The organism is Streptococcus sp. 17.1 (assembly GCF_016648655.1).
Lineage (GTDB): Bacteria > Bacillota > Bacilli > Lactobacillales > Streptococcaceae > Streptococcus > Streptococcus salivarius_E.
In genome coordinates, this window is sequence record NZ_JACLQM010000005.1 from 95,089 (window position 1) to 111,540 (window position 16,452).

At 38.4% G+C, this 16,452-nt stretch carries 17 protein-coding genes; 3 read left to right on the top strand and 14 right to left on the bottom strand.

What is annotated here, in order from left to right; genetic code table 11:
• Nucleotides 1-69: 69 nt before the first annotated feature.
• From H7T99_RS04635 to glmS, 5 genes are all read right to left on the bottom strand, one after another.
• Nucleotides 70-921 (bottom strand): amino acid ABC transporter substrate-binding protein, encoded by an 852-nt coding sequence (locus H7T99_RS04635; protein WP_021144064.1) that lies wholly within the window; start codon nt 919-921, stop codon nt 70-72.
• A 12-nt stretch (nt 922-933) separates the two neighbouring features.
• Nucleotides 934-1,563, bottom strand: a complete 630-nt coding sequence (locus tag H7T99_RS04640) for an amino acid ABC transporter ATP-binding protein (protein ID WP_002891086.1) — start codon at nt 1,561-1,563, stop codon at nt 934-936.
• Between the two features lie 8 nt (nt 1,564-1,571).
• Nucleotides 1,572-2,213 carry an amino acid ABC transporter permease gene (locus tag H7T99_RS04645; RefSeq protein WP_002891087.1) on the bottom strand — a complete coding sequence of 214 codons (642 nt, stop codon included), beginning with the start codon at nt 2,211-2,213 and terminating at the stop codon, nt 1,572-1,574.
• A gap of 199 nt (nt 2,214-2,412) precedes the next feature.
• Nucleotides 2,413-2,745, bottom strand: a complete 333-nt coding sequence (locus H7T99_RS04650; protein WP_037603162.1) for a zinc ribbon domain-containing protein YjdM — start codon at nt 2,743-2,745, stop codon at nt 2,413-2,415.
• A 117-nt stretch (nt 2,746-2,862) separates the two neighbouring features.
• On the bottom strand, nt 2,863-4,671 hold the full coding sequence (gene glmS / locus H7T99_RS04655) for a glutamine--fructose-6-phosphate transaminase (isomerizing) (protein WP_037603160.1): 1,809 nt from the start codon (nt 4,669-4,671) through the stop codon (nt 2,863-2,865).
• A gap of 207 nt (nt 4,672-4,878) precedes the next feature.
• Between glmS and H7T99_RS04660 the strand changes: the two genes are divergently transcribed.
• The gene (locus H7T99_RS04660) at nt 4,879-5,787 is read left to right on the top strand and encodes a LysR family transcriptional regulator (protein WP_002891090.1); all 909 of its coding nucleotides are present in this window, start codon (nt 4,879-4,881) and stop codon (nt 5,785-5,787) included.
• Between the two features lie 93 nt (nt 5,788-5,880).
• On the opposite strand, the gene H7T99_RS04665 is transcribed toward H7T99_RS04660, so the two are convergent.
• The gene (locus H7T99_RS04665) at nt 5,881-6,594 is read right to left on the bottom strand and encodes a glycoside hydrolase family 73 protein (protein ID WP_037603158.1); all 714 of its coding nucleotides are present in this window, start codon (nt 6,592-6,594) and stop codon (nt 5,881-5,883) included.
• Nucleotides 6,595-6,766: 172 nt separating this feature from the next.
• On the opposite strand from H7T99_RS04665, the gene H7T99_RS04670 reads away from it, so the two are divergent.
• Nucleotides 6,767-7,774: a YeiH family protein gene (locus H7T99_RS04670; protein WP_037603156.1), complete on the top strand. Its 1,008-nt coding sequence runs from the start codon at nt 6,767-6,769 to the stop codon at nt 7,772-7,774.
• Between the two features lie 54 nt (nt 7,775-7,828).
• Here the strand turns inward: H7T99_RS04670 and H7T99_RS04675 are convergent, their stop codons facing one another.
• From H7T99_RS04675 to H7T99_RS04685, 3 genes are all read right to left on the bottom strand, one after another.
• The gene (locus tag H7T99_RS04675) at nt 7,829-8,140 is read right to left on the bottom strand and encodes a hypothetical protein (RefSeq protein ID WP_037603153.1); all 312 of its coding nucleotides are present in this window, start codon (nt 8,138-8,140) and stop codon (nt 7,829-7,831) included.
• A gap of 145 nt (nt 8,141-8,285) precedes the next feature.
• The gene (locus H7T99_RS04680; protein WP_004182057.1) at nt 8,286-8,684 is read right to left on the bottom strand and encodes a hypothetical protein; all 399 of its coding nucleotides are present in this window, start codon (nt 8,682-8,684) and stop codon (nt 8,286-8,288) included.
• A gap of 218 nt (nt 8,685-8,902) precedes the next feature.
• Nucleotides 8,903-10,447, bottom strand: a complete 1,545-nt coding sequence (locus tag H7T99_RS04685; RefSeq protein WP_002885163.1) for a zinc ABC transporter substrate-binding protein AdcA — start codon at nt 10,445-10,447, stop codon at nt 8,903-8,905.
• Between the two features lie 157 nt (nt 10,448-10,604).
• On the opposite strand from H7T99_RS04685, the gene H7T99_RS04690 reads away from it, so the two are divergent.
• Nucleotides 10,605-11,426, top strand: a complete 822-nt coding sequence (locus tag H7T99_RS04690) for a PrsW family glutamic-type intramembrane protease (protein WP_037603150.1) — start codon at nt 10,605-10,607, stop codon at nt 11,424-11,426.
• Nucleotides 11,427-11,480: 54 nt separating this feature from the next.
• Here the strand turns inward: H7T99_RS04690 and H7T99_RS04695 are convergent, their stop codons facing one another.
• From H7T99_RS04695 to H7T99_RS04715, 5 genes are read right to left on the bottom strand one after another with little or no spacing between them, the layout of a single operon-like run.
• Nucleotides 11,481-12,878, bottom strand: a complete 1,398-nt coding sequence (locus H7T99_RS04695; protein ID WP_037603147.1) for a C69 family dipeptidase — start codon at nt 12,876-12,878, stop codon at nt 11,481-11,483.
• Between the two features lie 17 nt (nt 12,879-12,895).
• On the bottom strand, nt 12,896-13,807 hold the full coding sequence (gene whiA, locus H7T99_RS04700) for a DNA-binding protein WhiA (RefSeq protein WP_037603144.1): 912 nt from the start codon (nt 13,805-13,807) through the stop codon (nt 12,896-12,898).
• Nucleotides 13,804-14,778, bottom strand: a complete 975-nt coding sequence (locus H7T99_RS04705; protein WP_002891102.1) for a YvcK family protein — start codon at nt 14,776-14,778, stop codon at nt 13,804-13,806. The genes whiA and H7T99_RS04705 overlap by 4 nt, the downstream gene beginning before the upstream one ends.
• Nucleotides 14,775-15,665 (bottom strand): RNase adapter RapZ, encoded by an 891-nt coding sequence (gene rapZ, locus H7T99_RS04710; RefSeq protein ID WP_037603141.1) that lies wholly within the window; start codon nt 15,663-15,665, stop codon nt 14,775-14,777. The genes H7T99_RS04705 and rapZ overlap by 4 nt, the downstream gene beginning before the upstream one ends.
• Nucleotides 15,646-16,416 carry a DUF1003 domain-containing protein gene (locus tag H7T99_RS04715; RefSeq protein WP_037603138.1) on the bottom strand — a complete coding sequence of 257 codons (771 nt, stop codon included), beginning with the start codon at nt 16,414-16,416 and terminating at the stop codon, nt 15,646-15,648. The genes rapZ and H7T99_RS04715 overlap by 20 nt, the downstream gene beginning before the upstream one ends.
• Between the last annotated feature and the right edge of the window lie 36 nt (nt 16,417-16,452).

Below are 16,452 nucleotides of genomic sequence, written 5' to 3' on the forward strand. Positions count from 1 at the left end.
TAACTTGTTTTATTTCAAGTATTTTCCACAAAAAAATAACAACATCCCTTCTAGAATGTTGTTATCCTTCTATTTTTTCCCTTTAACTTGGTCGGTGGCAACATCTTCACCAAACCATTTGTCAGAAATCTTTTGGAATTCTCCATTTTTATAAAGGGTTCTAAATCCTTGATTGATTTTTTTGATCAGTGTCTTATCTGCCTTACGAGCACCTACAGCAAAGCTTTCACCCTCGTAACCAGCAGGCATAACGTTATACTGATCCAGAACCCCTGATTTTTCTAAGTAGTAATTAGCATACACACGGTCAATCAATAGGCCGTCAATACGTCCACTATCAAGGTCAATCAAGGCCTGAGTAAAGGTCGAATATTGGACTGCTTTTTGGTTGGCCACGATATCCTTCAAAATCTTCGGAGAAGCATTGAAAGCATCATAACCGGAAGAGCCTGCTTGGGCACCTAAGGTCTTACCTGCCATTCCTGCAACAGAATCAATTCCCGAAGACTTTTTGGTTACCAGTACTTGTTCATTGACCATATAAGGCACTGTAAAATCTGCAGACTGCTTACGCTCATCCGTGACTGAGTAACCATTCCAAATAAGGTCAATTGTCCCATTCTTCAGTTCTGTTTCTTTCATATCCCAGTCAATAGCCTGCCATTCGACATCGATACCATACAATTTAAAAACTGCAGTGGCAAGATCAATATCAAAACCAACATAGCTACCATCCTTTTCCTCATATCCCATAGGAACAAAGGTCGCATCAAAACCAATTTTGATTTTCTTTTCTTTGGTATAGGTTTGCCACTGATCTTTCTGAGTTGCAAAATGTGACCGCGAGCTACAAGCCGATAGCGCAAACAAAGGCAAAATGACAAGACAGCCTAGCAAAATCGTTTTTACTATTTTTTTCATGGAAAATCCTCACTATTTTGGATTGATAGTGACAATCTCATCGGCGATGTGCTGTGCAAACTGCATATCGTGAGTGATAACGATTTGCGTAATCCCAGTCTCACGATTCTGCAAAATCAATTTCTCAACTTCTTGACGCAACTCAGGGTCAAGAGCTGATGTTGGTTCATCATAGCCGACAATTTTCGGATCAATCATCATAGCACGCGCAAATGCAACACGTTGTTTTTGTCCCCCAGAAAGAGAGTAAGGATAAGCATTTCCGTGAGCTCCAAGACCTAAACGGTCAAGTAGGGCTTGAGCTTTTTTCTGGGCATCTTCCTTAGACATTCCCATCGTCTTAATTGGCGAAAGTGTTAGGTTATCTAAGACTGTCAGGTGCGGAAACAGTTGGAAATCTTGGAAGACAAAACCTAGCAAGTTACGACTTTCCATCTGATCCAAAGGAATCTCTTCATTTTCATAAATAATTTGCCCTGAATCAATGGTTTCAAGTCCTGCTAACATACGTAAGAGAGTCGTTTTACCACCACCAGATGGTCCGACAATGGCTAAGATTTTCCCTTCTTCGACAGTTAGGTTATAGTTATCAAAAATTTTGTGTTGACCAAATTGCTTGGAAATATTTTTTAATTCTAACATAAGATCTCCTATTTATAATAGTTGAATTTCTTTTCGATGTGTTTCGAAGCCACGGTCACCACACCCACAAGGATAAGATAGATAGCTCCAGCCACAAACATCGGTGCTAGGGTCGCATCACGGTTCGCAGCGGTACGACTTTCCAAAAGAAGGTCTCCAACCCCAAGCACATAAACCAATGATGAATCCTTAACCAAGTTAATAATCTCGTTAAAAATACTTGGCAAGACAATCTTGACCACCTGAGGAAGGATAATGTAGCGGATAGTTTGGAAAGGACTAAGTTTAAGCATTTTTGCTGCTTCATATTGTCCTTTCGGAATAGCCAAGATTCCTCCACGGAAAATCTCTGCGAAATAAGCTGCATAATTAAGCGTAAAAGCAAGAATAGCAGCTGGCAGACGGTCAAAGACAATCCCAACACTTGGAAGAACGTAATAAACGAAGATCAATTGTAAAAGGAGAGGCGTTCCACGCATAATCCAAACGTAAAGGGTTAATAACCAATTTAAAGGTTTGAATTTAATCTGCATTAAGAAAGCAAGTACAATCCCTAATGGAATCGACAGTACGATAACAATGAAAAATACTTGAAGTGTGACTACCGCACCGTTCAAAAGGGCTGGTAATACTTCCAAAACGTATGACATATAAACTCCTATAATTATTTAGTATTTTTGAATATTATACCAAATTTTTTGAAAAAATGATATAAGATTTTGGAAATAGTAAAAAGGAGTGCGACTAGACCCAATTTTCAAAATGAGTTCATAATCACACTCCTGAGAGACTTAAATAATCGGTCCTAAGAAACAAACTATACTTAAGTCTAGTGTTTCTAAAGCTTATTTAGATTTTCTTAACAAATTCAGATTTAAGTTTCATAGCACCAAAACCATCAATCTTACAATCAATGTTGTGGTCACCTTCAACCAAACGAATATTTTTAACACGTGTGCCTTGTTTAATATCTTTTGGCGCACCTTTAACTTTCAAATCTTTGATAACTGTAACAGTGTCACCGTCAGTAAGACGTGTACCATTGCTATCAAGAACCACAAGTCCTTCTTCTTCTGCAACTTCGTTTGGATCCCACTCATAGGCACATTCAGGACATACAAGCAAGATTCCATCTTCATAAACATACTCTGAGTTACATTTTGGACAATTTGGTAATGACATAATTCTCTCCTAAGATTGTGATATAGATACTATTCTACTTTAGATTTCTCAATTAAGCAAGGGTGAAAACGATAAAAACAAACAACATCCCCTACACTGTAAGAGATGTTGGTATTTTTATTCAACAGTAACTGATTTAGCCAAGTTACGTGGTTTATCGACGTCGAGTCCACGATGGAGTGTTGCAAAATAAGCAATCAATTGTGTCGGTACAACCATTGAAATTGGTGACAAGTAAGGGTGAACGTTATTAAGAACGATGTCATCACCTTCTTTAGCAACATTTTCCTCAGCAATAGTCAACACTTTAGCACCACGTGCTGCTACCTCTTGGATATTACCACGAGTGTGGCTAGCAAGAACAGCGTCAGACAAGAGGGCAATAACAGGTGTACCATCTTCGATCAAAGCAATCGTTCCGTGTTTCAACTCACCTGCTGCAAAACCTTCACATTGAATATATGAGATTTCTTTCAATTTAAGACTAGCTTCCATAGCAACGTAGTAATCTTGACCACGACCAATATAGAAAGCATTACGTGTTTCTGCAAGAAGAGCTGCTACTTTCTCATCAATAACTTCTTTTTCAGAGAGTGTTGATTCGATAGATTGTGCTACAAGTGACAATTCATGTACCAAGTCAAATGCTTTAGCTTTTTCATTACCATTCGCTTCACCGACTGCCTTAGCCAAGAAGGCAAGAGCTGCAATTTGAGCAGTGTAAGCTTTAGTAGAAGCTACGGCAATTTCTGGGCCAGCATGAAGAAGCATTGTATGGTCAGCTTCACGAGAAAGAGTAGATCCCGGAACGTTTGTCACTGTCAAACTTGGAATACCCAACTCGTTAGCTTTAACAAGAACCTGACGGCTATCTGCTGTTTCACCTGATTGGCTAATAAAAACAAAGAGAGGTTTCTTGCTAAGGAGTGGCATACCATAACCCCACTCAGAAGAAATACCAAGCTCAACTGGTGTATCTGTCAACTCTTCGAGCATCTTCTTAGAAGCAAAACCAGCATGATATGATGTTCCTGCCGCAAGAATATAGATACGATCAGCCTCTTGAACAGCCTTGATAATATCAGCATCTACAGTCACTTGCCCCTTATCATCTGTGTAGGCTTGGATAAGCTTACGCATCACTGTTGGTTGCTCATCGATTTCTTTGAGCATGTAGTAAGGGTATGTGCCTTTACCAATATCAGATAGGTCAAGTTCAGCTGTATAGCTATCACGTTCTTTTACATTGCCATCATAGTCTTGAACTTCAACACTATCAGCCTTCACGATAACCAATTCTTGATCGTGAATTTCCATGTATTGATTAGTTTCGCGAATCATAGCCATGGCATCTGAGCAGACCATGTTATAGCCATCACCAAGACCAATCAAAAGTGGTGATTTGTTTTTTGCAACGTAAATTGTTGAGGCATCTTCAGAATCCATGAGAGCAAAGGCATATGATCCACGGATAATGTGAAGAGCTTTCTTGAATGCTTCGAGAGTTGACAAACCATCTTCTTCAACAAATTTCCCAATCAAGTGAACTGCAATTTCAGTATCGGTTTGACCTTTGAAATGGTGACCAGCAAGGTATTCTTCTTTAATTTCAAGATAATTTTCAATAACACCATTGTGAACCAAAACGAAACGTTCTGTTTCTGAGCGGTGTGGGTGAGCATTGTCCTCTGTTGGTTTACCGTGAGTTGCCCAACGAGTATGTCCAATACCGGCTGTGCCTTCTACTCCTTCAGTTTTAGCAGCAAGTTCCGCAATACGGCCAACAGCCTTAACCAATTGACTAGATGCATCGCTAGCTACAAAGATACCAGCTGAATCATAACCACGGTATTCTAGCTTTTCAAGTCCTTGAATCAAGATATCAGTTGCATTTGTGTTACCTACAACACCAACAATTCCACACATATTTTTAATAATAACCTCTGATCAAAGAGGTCATGTCTCCTTCATTTAAAATTGGTATAGTCAATAAGCTCTTTAAAAAGCTTAACGAGGACAGTATATTGCATATATTTGACATTGTCAAGTATAAAAATTGGTATAGTCCTAAAAAGACCTTTTACTCGCCTCTTATCCTAAGGAATAATCCTTAAAATATGCTATAATAAGGCTATGCGAATTCAACAATTACATTATATTATCAAAATCGTCGAAACCGGCTCAATGAATGAAGCTGCAAAACAACTTTTCATCACACAACCAAGTCTTTCAAATGCTGTTCGTGACTTGGAAAGAGAAATGGGAATTGATATCTTTATCCGTAACCCTAAGGGAATCACCTTAACCAAGGATGGCGTTGAATTTCTCTCTTATGCCCGTCAGGTGGTGGAACAAACGAATCTCTTGGAAGAACGCTACAAGAGTCATACAGAGACACGTGAATTGTTTAGTGTTTCCTCTCAACACTACGCTTTTGTTGTCAATGCCTTCGTCTCACTTCTTAAGAGAGCTGATATGACACGTTACGAGCTCTTCTTACGTGAAACACGTACTTACGAAATTATTGAGGACGTTAAGAACTTCCGTTCAGAAATTGGTGTTCTCTTCCTTAACAGCTATAACCGAGATGTCTTGACTAAGATGTTTGACGATAACCGTCTCACATATACCAGTCTCTTCAAAGCTAGACCACATATCTTTGTCAGCAAGTCAAATCCCTTGGCTAAGCATGAAGTTGTCTCTTTGGAAGATTTAGAAGACTTCCCATACCTTAGTTACGACCAAGGGATTCATAATTCCTTCTACTATTCTGAAGAGATTCTCTCTCAGATTCCCCATAAAAAATCAATCGTAGTTTCAGACCGCGCGACACTCTTCAACCTATTAATCGGTTTGGATGGTTACACCATTGCTACAGGTATTTTAAATAGTAATTTGAATGGAGATAACATTGTCTCTATCCCGCTTGATATTGATGATGAAATTGATATTGTTTACTTGAAGCATGAAAAGGCAACCCTCTCTAAAATGGGGGAAAAATTCCTAGATAACCTCGTTAAAGAAGTCACTTTTGACAACTAATAGATTTAGTCCCCAGCACAGAATGTTGGGGACTTTTTATCACCCAAACTATCCAATTTAGTGAACAAAAAAAGAGCCTTTCGACTCTCATCATTATTTATAATTTTTATAGCTTGCCCAAGCCTCATCTATAGATAAGGTCTCAGCATCTGTGTATGAGCCTCTATAGCTATTCCAAACAAGGCCACTTGTTGAACCAGTTGCTTGGGTAACTGGAGCTTGATCGTAGGCAGTCAAACCATAGTATGCAATAATACTATTTAATTTAGAAGCGTAAAGACTATCTGTAGCATAAGTCCCTGTCAATGCTTGAGTGGCATCTGCATAACTACTTGTATTTGATTTCCAAGTGCCAGCATAAGTTGATGACGTCATCAAAGCAGCATAATCTGCTAGGGAATCACTCAGACTTCCATAAGAACGGAAAGGTTCATCAATCTCATAAGTCTTCCCTGTACCATCGTCTTCCCAAGTACGCATAGTAACGGAGTTTCCATTATAAGAGCCCTTAATCCCAAAGAAGTTGTAATAAGGAGCTTGACTCAAACCTGACTGACCTGAATTTGATTCCAGAATAGCTTGAGCAATTAGAACAGAAGCATAGATATTGTAATCTTGACCAATCTGTCTCGCAGTCTCTCCGATACTATCAATAAAAGCCGTCGTAGTTTGATTGTAGGCAGCTTCAGCTTTAGCATTAACACTGTTATCATTTTTTCTATCTGTTGTAAAAGCTAGAACCAAAAAGAGCGAACAAACAAAAGCTCCCACGATAAAAATCATATACTTCTTTAAATGACGATACATACAACCCTTCCTTCATAAAATTTTCAATTATAATATTTTAATACTATTCTATCAGAAATAACACTCCTTAGCAAGTTATAGGGATAGTTTCTCCTCAGAACTATCCCTAACAACACCTTTACATATCCTAAATAATAAGATACAATGTGGGTAATTTTTAAGGAGATGAAAAATGAAAATCAAATCATTCTTACCTGGTATAAGTATTGCAATACTTATTTCGCTTGTAGCCTGGACTCTTGGAGTCTTATTTCCTATTATTGGAGGACCTGTCATTGGTCTTTTCATTGGCCTCTTATTTGGCATTGTAGTGACAGACTCTGAAAAGCTCAAAACTGGGATGCAGTTTACATCAAAAAAAGTATTACAATACGCTGTTATTCTTCTTGGATTTGGACTAAATCTTTCTCAAGTCTTTAAGGTTGGCGTAACGTCACTTCCCATTATTCTACTGACTATTACTACGGCACTGCTTACTGCTTATGTCGTCCATCGTGTGTTCAAGCTAGATAGTGAAATTGCTACTTTAGTAGGTGTTGGTTCTTCTATTTGTGGGGGATCTGCTATTGCTGCAACTGCTCCTGTAATCAAGGCTAAAGATGAATCTATTGCAACAGCAATCTCGGTAATTTTCTTTTTTAACATCTTAGCGGCTTTAATCTTTCCTCACTTGGGATCTTGGTTGGGACTTAGTAATCAAGGCTTTGCCATATTTGCTGGAACAGCTGTCAACGATACTTCTTCTGTAACTGCTACAGCTAGTTCTTGGGATAGCTTACATGGAACATCTATCCTAGAGCAAGCAACAATTGTTAAATTGACTCGAACACTTGCTATCATCCCTATAACTCTTGGTCTATCTGTATGGCAGTCACGAAAGGATAATACAAAGGAAGCATTCTCGCTAAGCAAAGCAGTGCCTAACTTTATCCTTTGGTTCCTTTTGGCCTCACTGATTACAACTGTTGCAATGTCACTCGGTGTAACACCTGCCGTCTTTTCACCATTAAAAGACCTTTCAAAATTTATGATTATTATGGCAATGACAGCTATCGGTTTCCAAACAAATCTCAAAAAACTAATCACTAAAGGAGGCTCAGCACTTCTAGTGGGAGGAGTCTGTTGGTTATTAATTAGTCTTGCTTCTCTTCTCATGCAAAAGATATTAGGACTTTGGTAAAAGACATCTAAAAAACTCACAATCTGGCTAAGACTGTGAGTTTTTATTATAGAATCATTTTTTATACTCAAAGACATAGGTTTGGATAACCTTATCCCCATCGTTTGTTACTTTCAAATCTACATTGTAGCTCTTAGTTTCACCACTAATATCCTGAACCTTATAATCACCATCTTTTTTTACAGAAGAGGTGGTCTGTCCTGAATAATGCCTAACTTCAAGGCCTGAAGCTCCATCTAGAGAAAAAGGAATGAGCCCGTTTAAAGAATATAGCCCATACAAAATAAGACATAAAAAGCTCAGCGACACAAGGCTCACCAAATAATATTTAACAAAATCCCCCAATTTAAACCCCTGCTTACTCACTTAGTTATTATTTTCCTTTAACTTAACGTTATTTTTATTAGAGTATTTTCAAATTTTATTTTACACACATTTGGGTATTTTGTCAAATTATTTGATATTTAAAACAGAACTTATATTTTTTTATATACTAAAAGCCGTTAGATGACTAACGGCTATTTTTTATTTCTGAAATAACGTATTCAAGACGGCTATAGAGACCAAGTAATAAGTCGTAACTTCGATTTTCATTTTCTTTCAAAACAGTGAAAACTGTTGTACTATAGGTAAATTCAAAGAAGTCATCTAATTCCTTGAGCCAGTCATCAATAACCCCTAAATTTTGATCAATGATTGCAAACAAACTTGGTTGATACCAGATTGTACCTTCGATATAAAGGTTTTTGTCAGATAATTTAGATAGGGATACTTTCAAGTCAGCAAGCTCTCGTTTAGCAAGATTTGGTTCAATCTTTAAATCAAAAAGCAAGCGTGCATCATGATTTAGAATATCGAGTTCTGCTTGAAGCAGTTGAATATAATGTATCGCTACTAAATACTGGTTCATGGGTCTCTCCTGGTCATCTGAAAATCGTACTATTATTGTACCACTAAAGAATGAAAAAATGTAGTAATTATTTAATTTTTTACAGGATTTTTTTAGAAAAAATACCATGCTTTAAATTTCTATTTAAAAATAATGACACTAGCAATTTTCTAAGAGTTTAAGAAATGAAAGATTTTTTAAAAAAAGAAAAACACTCACGAATGAGTGCAATTCTAGTATTAATGACTAACCATTTCTTGGGCAATTTCAAAGCCACTAAGTTTTCCAGGATAGTAAGTTGGCCAATTATCCATCTCTTTTAGAATCTCATCTTGGCTACTATTTCCGAAGAAAATATGGAAATGTGCTGAAGTTGTTGGATCTATTTGATGATCTGAAAATTGGACATACTGGTAAGGGTTATCTGCTGCTTGACTGTCAGTTGCTGTGAAGAGATAACGGACACCTTTTTTACCAGAAGCATAGGTCAGAATCTTATAACCATCATAACGATAAGTGTGTGTCACGCTACTTCCGTCATTCTTTGTAAAAGTCATGGTCATCTTTTTACCATCAATAGCAATTTTAGAAACATCTGTTTGATAGCCCTTAGTGTAGTACTCTTTATACTCTTGTGCGGTTTTATCCTTATTCAATAGAGCTTTGTATTCAAATACTTGATCTAAAGTACCATCTTGGAGGTAAGGATAGACCGATTGCCATTCACCAGACCAATCAGAAAGTTCCCTATCTTTGACATCTTTGTCATCAAAGTAACCATTTTGGACTGTTTTCTTATCATCGCTTCCTGCTTCAGGTTGGATAGCTTTACCTTCAACATCTGTTGTTAAACGAAGGTTTTTAAGATTCTCAGTCATAACACTGACATAATCTTCACCTTTTTTCAACTGTTCCTTAGTTAGTGATTCAATTGGATTTAAAACTGCTGTCTTAACTCCTACTTCATTAGCTAAGGTTTTGGCAACGCTACTTGAAGCATTTTCCTCAAAGTAGATATAGTTAATGTCATATTCTTTGACATACTTAGAAAGGCTAGCGATACGTTTTGCAGATGGATCAGATTCAGCTGAAACACCTGAAATTGGTACTTGTGTCAAACCGTAATCTAAAGCAAGGTAGGCAAAAGCTGAGTGCTGGGTAACAAAACTTTTCTGTTTCGCTTGACTTAAGGCTTCAGTATACTCCTTATCCAAAGTCTTTAATTTTTTAAGGTATTTCTCAGCATTGGTTGTAAAGACTGCTTTTTTATCTGGGTGTTGAGCAATCAAACCGTCCCTAATAGTTTCAACTAATTTTTGAGAACGTTTAGGTGAGAGCCAAACATGAGGATCATATTCGTGGTGATGCTCTTCTCCACCGTGATCATGATCTTCTTCCTCTATTCCAGGTAAGAGAACCATGCCTTGACTTGCCTTAATGATTTTTGTATTTTTAGTGTTGATAGACTTTTCAACTTTTGGAACCCAGGTTTCCATATTTTCATTTAGGTAGACGAAAGTATCTGCTTTTTCAATGTCAGCGACATTCTTAGTAGATGGTTGAAAATCGTGGGCTTCACTACCAGCGGGAATAAGATAAGACACCTCTCCCTCATCGCCAACAACCTGCTTTGTAAATTCATAAACAGGGTAAAAGCTGGTCACAACCTTCAAGTCGCTATTTCCTTTTGAACCGTGGTGACTAGTCGTATAATAAATACCTGCACCAGCAGCTAAAACAACTGCTGCTATTCCTGCTAGGCCAAAAATGCGTTTCTTTTTCATGATATTCCTTTCAAAATACTTAACCAGTTAATAGTTTACTGGTTAAGTATATCACACTTCATTTATTTTGCAAGTACTAAAATAAAAAAATTGAAATATTTCGATGAAAAAGAATTATTTGATATACTGGAAATATCATTTGGAAAGTAGGTTATACATGTTTCGTAAATTAACCCTATATCTTTTTTTATTGCTTGCATCCATTGGCCTGACTTATGATACACAATCATACACCTCAGGTACCTTGTCTGGTTCAGCATACGGTATTATTGGACTATCAACACTAATTGCCTTATGTTATATCCTACCAGGAATATTTCTGGTTCGATACTTAGGTAAGAGATGGCAGGTGAAACCACTTGTTCTCATATTTGCTCTAATTGGTGGAGTCTTTATTACAGGATGGATAGCTGGTTATGCCAATACCATTTCTCACGACTGGGTGACTGCTCATCTTTCTTCAAAGAGTTTCTTCTACCGCTTTGAGGATGCCCTTATGGCCCCCCTAGTTGAAGAACCCCTCAAACTAGCTGCTTTTCTCTTTGCTATCTATATGGTGCCAACAAAAAGTTACAAAGGACTCTTGCTTGTCGCTATTACGGCAGGTCTTGGCTTCCAGATTAGTGAAGACTTCTCCTATATTCTTTCAGATTTGCCTGATGGTTTTTCTTATACGATTTCAGGGATTCTTGGTCGTACTGTTGGTGCTGTATCATCTCACTGGCTTTACACATCCTTCCTTGCAATGGGGCTAGTCCTTATATGGCGTTCACGTCAAAAACTCATTAATTCCAAGTACAGTCTTATTGGTATTCTTTATGCTTGCGGTGCTTTTGTGGCACACTTTGCTTGGAATTCACCTCTTCGAAATTTAGAAAGCGATTTGCCATGGGCATCAGGCCTTCTCATTTCAGTCAATCTTTTCTTTTTCATTACACTTTACCAACTCCTCTCGAAACTGGATGAAGAAAACAAGTAAGGTTAGACTACGAAAAAACCTTTCCATAAAATTGGAAAGGTTTTTTTGATGACTTTAATCACTCATAGAAAAACGATTAGTCATCAAGTTACTTGCATCATCTAAGACTTTTGCCAATAGTTTATCTGTTTCTGACTGAATCTTATCACTAATTTTTTGATTTTCAGATTCAAAATCAATACTCTCACCATTTGCTAAAGCATTGTCGACATGATTAATCATAGCATGGCCAAGAGCCATCGTTGTTTCTACATAAGCATCCAAATCAGCCTCATGCTGTTGGAAATGAGGATCACAGATAGCAGCAATCAAACGATTACTCCAGTAGAAATTGCCTGTATCTACTTTATCAGTTGTTTGACGGAAATAAGCAGGTGTTGTTTCCACCTGAGTCCAGAATGGCACCATTGTACCAAATGGCATTGATCCATAGGCTAACCACTGAATACCAGTTGTTTCTGATGGTTTGTTAGGACGCATTTGCAAGAGAGCTGTTTGACTAGTACGGTTAATACCGATTGGACGGAATTGGCGTTGACTCACTGCGTCCCCTTGAGGTCCATAAGGATCATAAGGCGTGTCTTGGTAATGAAGACTCAAAACGTATTTAACATCTTCAACTGTAATTTTGCGGTATGGTTTTTGGCACCATGGAATAAAGAATGATTTTGGATCATAGTCTTTTTCTGGGTTCAAAAATTTCTGCATAGCCCAGGCGCGTGGTGTATTATAATGACGATCCTTATCTCGTTGGCTACCAAAAGCATAACGTGGATTAAAGTGTTCATTAGAATAAGTCAAATCTAGGTGATGTTTATTAATGAAGTTTCGAATGTCTGGTGAGGCAAGATAGTCGTCTGGATTTTCAAACTCATAGTGATCGATACCAAGTTGGTTTGGGTTAGTAACATAGGCATCGTCTGGAACACGTCTTGCAATCCAATGGTGACCACCAATTGTTTCCAACCACCAAATTTCTTCAGTGTCTGAAAAAGCAATCCCATTAGACTCGTAAGTTCCGTAAGTTTCAAGGAGTTGTCCCAAACGAAGGACACCTTCACGCGCCGTCTTGATATATGGCAAGACCAAAGTCAACATATCCTCTTCTCCAAAACCATCTTTAACAAGAGGATCAGCGCCGAGAACACGCGCATTAGTCGTGATTGTTTCTGTTGCACTCATGGCAACATTAGCTGAGTTAATACCAGCTTCACCCCAGATACCGTCTTTCCCAAGCGCATCTGGGACAGAGGTATAACGTAGAGGATTATCTGGCAAATCAATTGAAAAATTGCTAAGCACAGACTGGTAATGACGCGGTTGGTTTTCAGGGGTCACGACGAGAAATTCTTTGGGCGTAAAAACGCCTGATTGAGAATCCTCAGTACGTGCAATCATGGTAGAGCCGTCATATGAGGCTTTCTTACCTACTAAAATCGTTGTACAAGCCATAAAAATTTCCTTTCTACTTACAAATCGTCCGCAATTTTATTGATTTTTCTGAGACGATGATTGACACCACTCTTGGTCAGAGGAGGTTCTATACTATCTGCGATTTGCTGGATAGAGTAATCTGGATTGGCAATACGGAGTTGGGCAATTTGGCGCAGCTCCACAGGTAAAATCTCCAAGCCAACTGTATCCATAATCTTGATAATATTATTAATTGTTTTCATACTAGCACTAATCGTTCTAGCAATATTAGCTGTTTCCGCATTATTGGCACGATTCAGATCATTTCTGGTCTCTCGCATAATTTTGACCTCTTCGAAGGTATCCTTAGAGTTCATTGCACCAATAACAAGGAGGAAATCCATAATATCCTCAGCTTTTTGAAGATAGGTCACAAAACCATTTTTATGACTCAAAACCTTGGCATCGAGCATAAATTTTTTCATTAGAGAAGCCAAGTCCTCTGCGTGGTCTTGGTAAACGGAAAAAATCTCTAATTGATAACGGCCTTTTTCAGGATCACGAACTGTTCCAGTCGCCAAAAAAGCACCTCTTAAATAGGATCTTCCAGCTTCGTCATCTTCCATTACTGATGTTTCAATGCCTGTTTCAAAGCCAAAGAAAGAATCCGCCAATTGTAAATCGGACAAAATATCATTGACATGGTCAGCTACAAAAACCGTGTAAACACGATTTTTCTTGAGATTAGTCTTGTTGTGATGTCTCAATTCAGGATTACTCTGATAACGACTTTCCATTAATTGGTAGATATGTCGCGCAATCTTTGCATTTTCTGTTGAGATGGAAAGAGTCAATCCTTGGTTGGTCAATCCAACAGAACCAGACATCTTAATAAATGCCGACAATTCAGCCTTGTCTTTGCTTGAAGCTGCAATTATCTCTTCTTTAACCTTAATTGTGAAACTCATGACTTATTCCTCACTAGATGCATGAGCTCATCCACTACCAAGTCACCATGGTGGAAGGCACCACCATTTTCAAGTCGCAAAAAATTAGAAGACACAACTGTCTTTGCTTCACGACGTAAGCCCTCAAAATCATGCTCAACCTGAACAAGGTATTCATCAAATTTATTACTTGCCATGTATTCCTTAGGCACTTTCTTGATATTAACTAAGACATTGTCAATCACATCGGAGCCAAGATGACGATTAAGAACAGCCACATGGTCGGCATCTGAGAATTGCTCAGTTTCTCCGTACTGCGTCATAATATTACAAATGTATGTGACATCAGCCTTGGTCTCAATAAGAGCCTGACGAATCTCTGGTATCACCAGGTTGGGCAAAATCGATGTATAGAGAGACCCAGGACCTAAAACAATCATATCACTATTCATAATAGCATCAACAACCTTACGACTGGCCTTAGGCTCTTCATCATTATAGGTATTGGTCACATAAACGCGCTCAATCATGCCATCGTACTGGGCAATACTACTCTCACCTGCTACTTCATGACCATCTTGAAAAACGGCATGAAGCGTCAAGGCAGTCTCACTGGCAGGATAAATCTTACCTGTGACGTGGAAAAACTTCGTCAGAAGCTGCATGGCATTATAGGTAGAGCCCTGCATTTCTGAAATTCCAGCGATGATTAGATTTCCAAGTGGATGACCGGCCAAAGCGCCATCGGTTTTATCAAAACGATATTGAAAAACTCTTTCATAAAGTTTAGGCATATCACTCATAGCAACCAAAACATTACGCAAATCCCCTGGAGGTGTCAGTTGCATGATATCACGCAAATCTCCTGAAGAACCGCCATCATCAGCTACAGTTACCACAGCAGTGATATCAACATCCTTATGACGTAAACTACGAAGAATGACTGGAATACCAGTTCCCCCACCTATTACTGTAATTCTTGGTTTTTTCATGAACGATTCACCGTCTCCTTACGTCGATCCTTATCACGATGTGTTTCATTGACTGTCCAATCATTTTTTAAATCTTGGGCTAGACGATGTGCAAAAGCTACACTACGGTGTTGACCACCCGTACACCCAACAGCAATAGTAAGAACAGACTTACCTTCTTTTTTGTAGCCAGGTAAGATTGGTTTAATAAGCTGTGTCAAATGATTGTAAAAGTCTTCTGATTCCGTATGCTTCATGACGTAATCAAAAACCTCTTTATCCAAACCTGTGAGGTTACGAAGGGCAGGATCATAATAAGGGTTTGGCAAAAAACGGACATCAAAAACCAGATCTGCATCCAATGGCAGTCCATATTTAAAACCAAAGCTCAAAACTTCAATACGGAAAGAAGATTGGTCTTGCTCAGATGAAAACTGTTCAGAAATAGCCTTACGAAGTTGGCGCGGAGTCAATTCTGTCGTATCAACTACGTTTTGACTCAAACTCTTAAGCGGTGACAAAAGCTCACGCTCTAACTTGATGCCATCCAAAACACGGCCATCTGCCGCCAGTGGGTGACTACGACGTGTCTCTTTGTAACGAGAAACCAATTCACCATCCGTAGCGTCCAAGAAAAGAATCTTGAAATTAAGTTCCTCATTGCTTTCCAATTTATCCAAAATATCGTTGATTTCATCGAAGAACAAACGACTTCGCATATCAACGACAAGAGCAATCTTATCTGTCTCTTCACTATGTTTTACCAATTCGATAACCTTTGGTACCAAAGAAGGTGGCATATTATCAATAGTGAAGTATCCAATATCCTCAAAGGATTGAATCGCTACAGTCTTACCTGCCCCGCTCATCCCTGTTACAACAACTAAATTAATTTTTTTCGTTCCCATGAGACTCCCTTTCTAGTCTTTCTTCTTTCAAGACACGAATATCGTCTGACATTTTTTCAACTTGTTGGCTAACCCCCATAATCATTTCTGTCTGCAATTTTTGAATAGTAAGCAAATCTGATTGGTCTTGTTGCACCAAGTGATCAATTTTTTCATGTAAAAGTCGGATTTCTGCCTTTGATTGTTTATTGACGTTATAGTCATTTCGTGCTTGCAATCGATCGTAATCCGATGCCCGATTCTGACTCATCATAATCAATGGTGCCTGAACGGCAGCTAGAGTGGACAAGGCCAGATTCAACAGAATAAAAGGATACTTATCAAAGGCAATGCCAAAGGGTTGGATGACATTTAGCCCCATCCAAATAGCCATAAAAGCAATGAATGACAAGATAAAAGTCCAAGACCCACCAAATCTGGCCACTTCATCCGCCACTTTCTGTCCAAAAGTAATTCGACTATCCAATTGTTCCTGGACATCCTGGTCCTCGTAGAACAAACTCTTGGTCACATCATGAACTGTTTCACGTACGTGCTCATTTTTCTCATTAGCATTTGCGATAATCTCGTCGAGAAAAACTAACCTATAATCCAAAAGGCTAATATTACTAATGAAATCATGTCCTTGTAAATCAGGGTAATCTTTTTTCAAAAGCACCTGCAAACGACTATTTAGTCGTTCGAAATAGGAGCCATCGGTTTCATCGAACCACTCTTTAGAGATATAATCCTGAACTCTCTTAACCTGCATATTTTCGCCTTCTTTCTAGGCTCTATTATACCATAT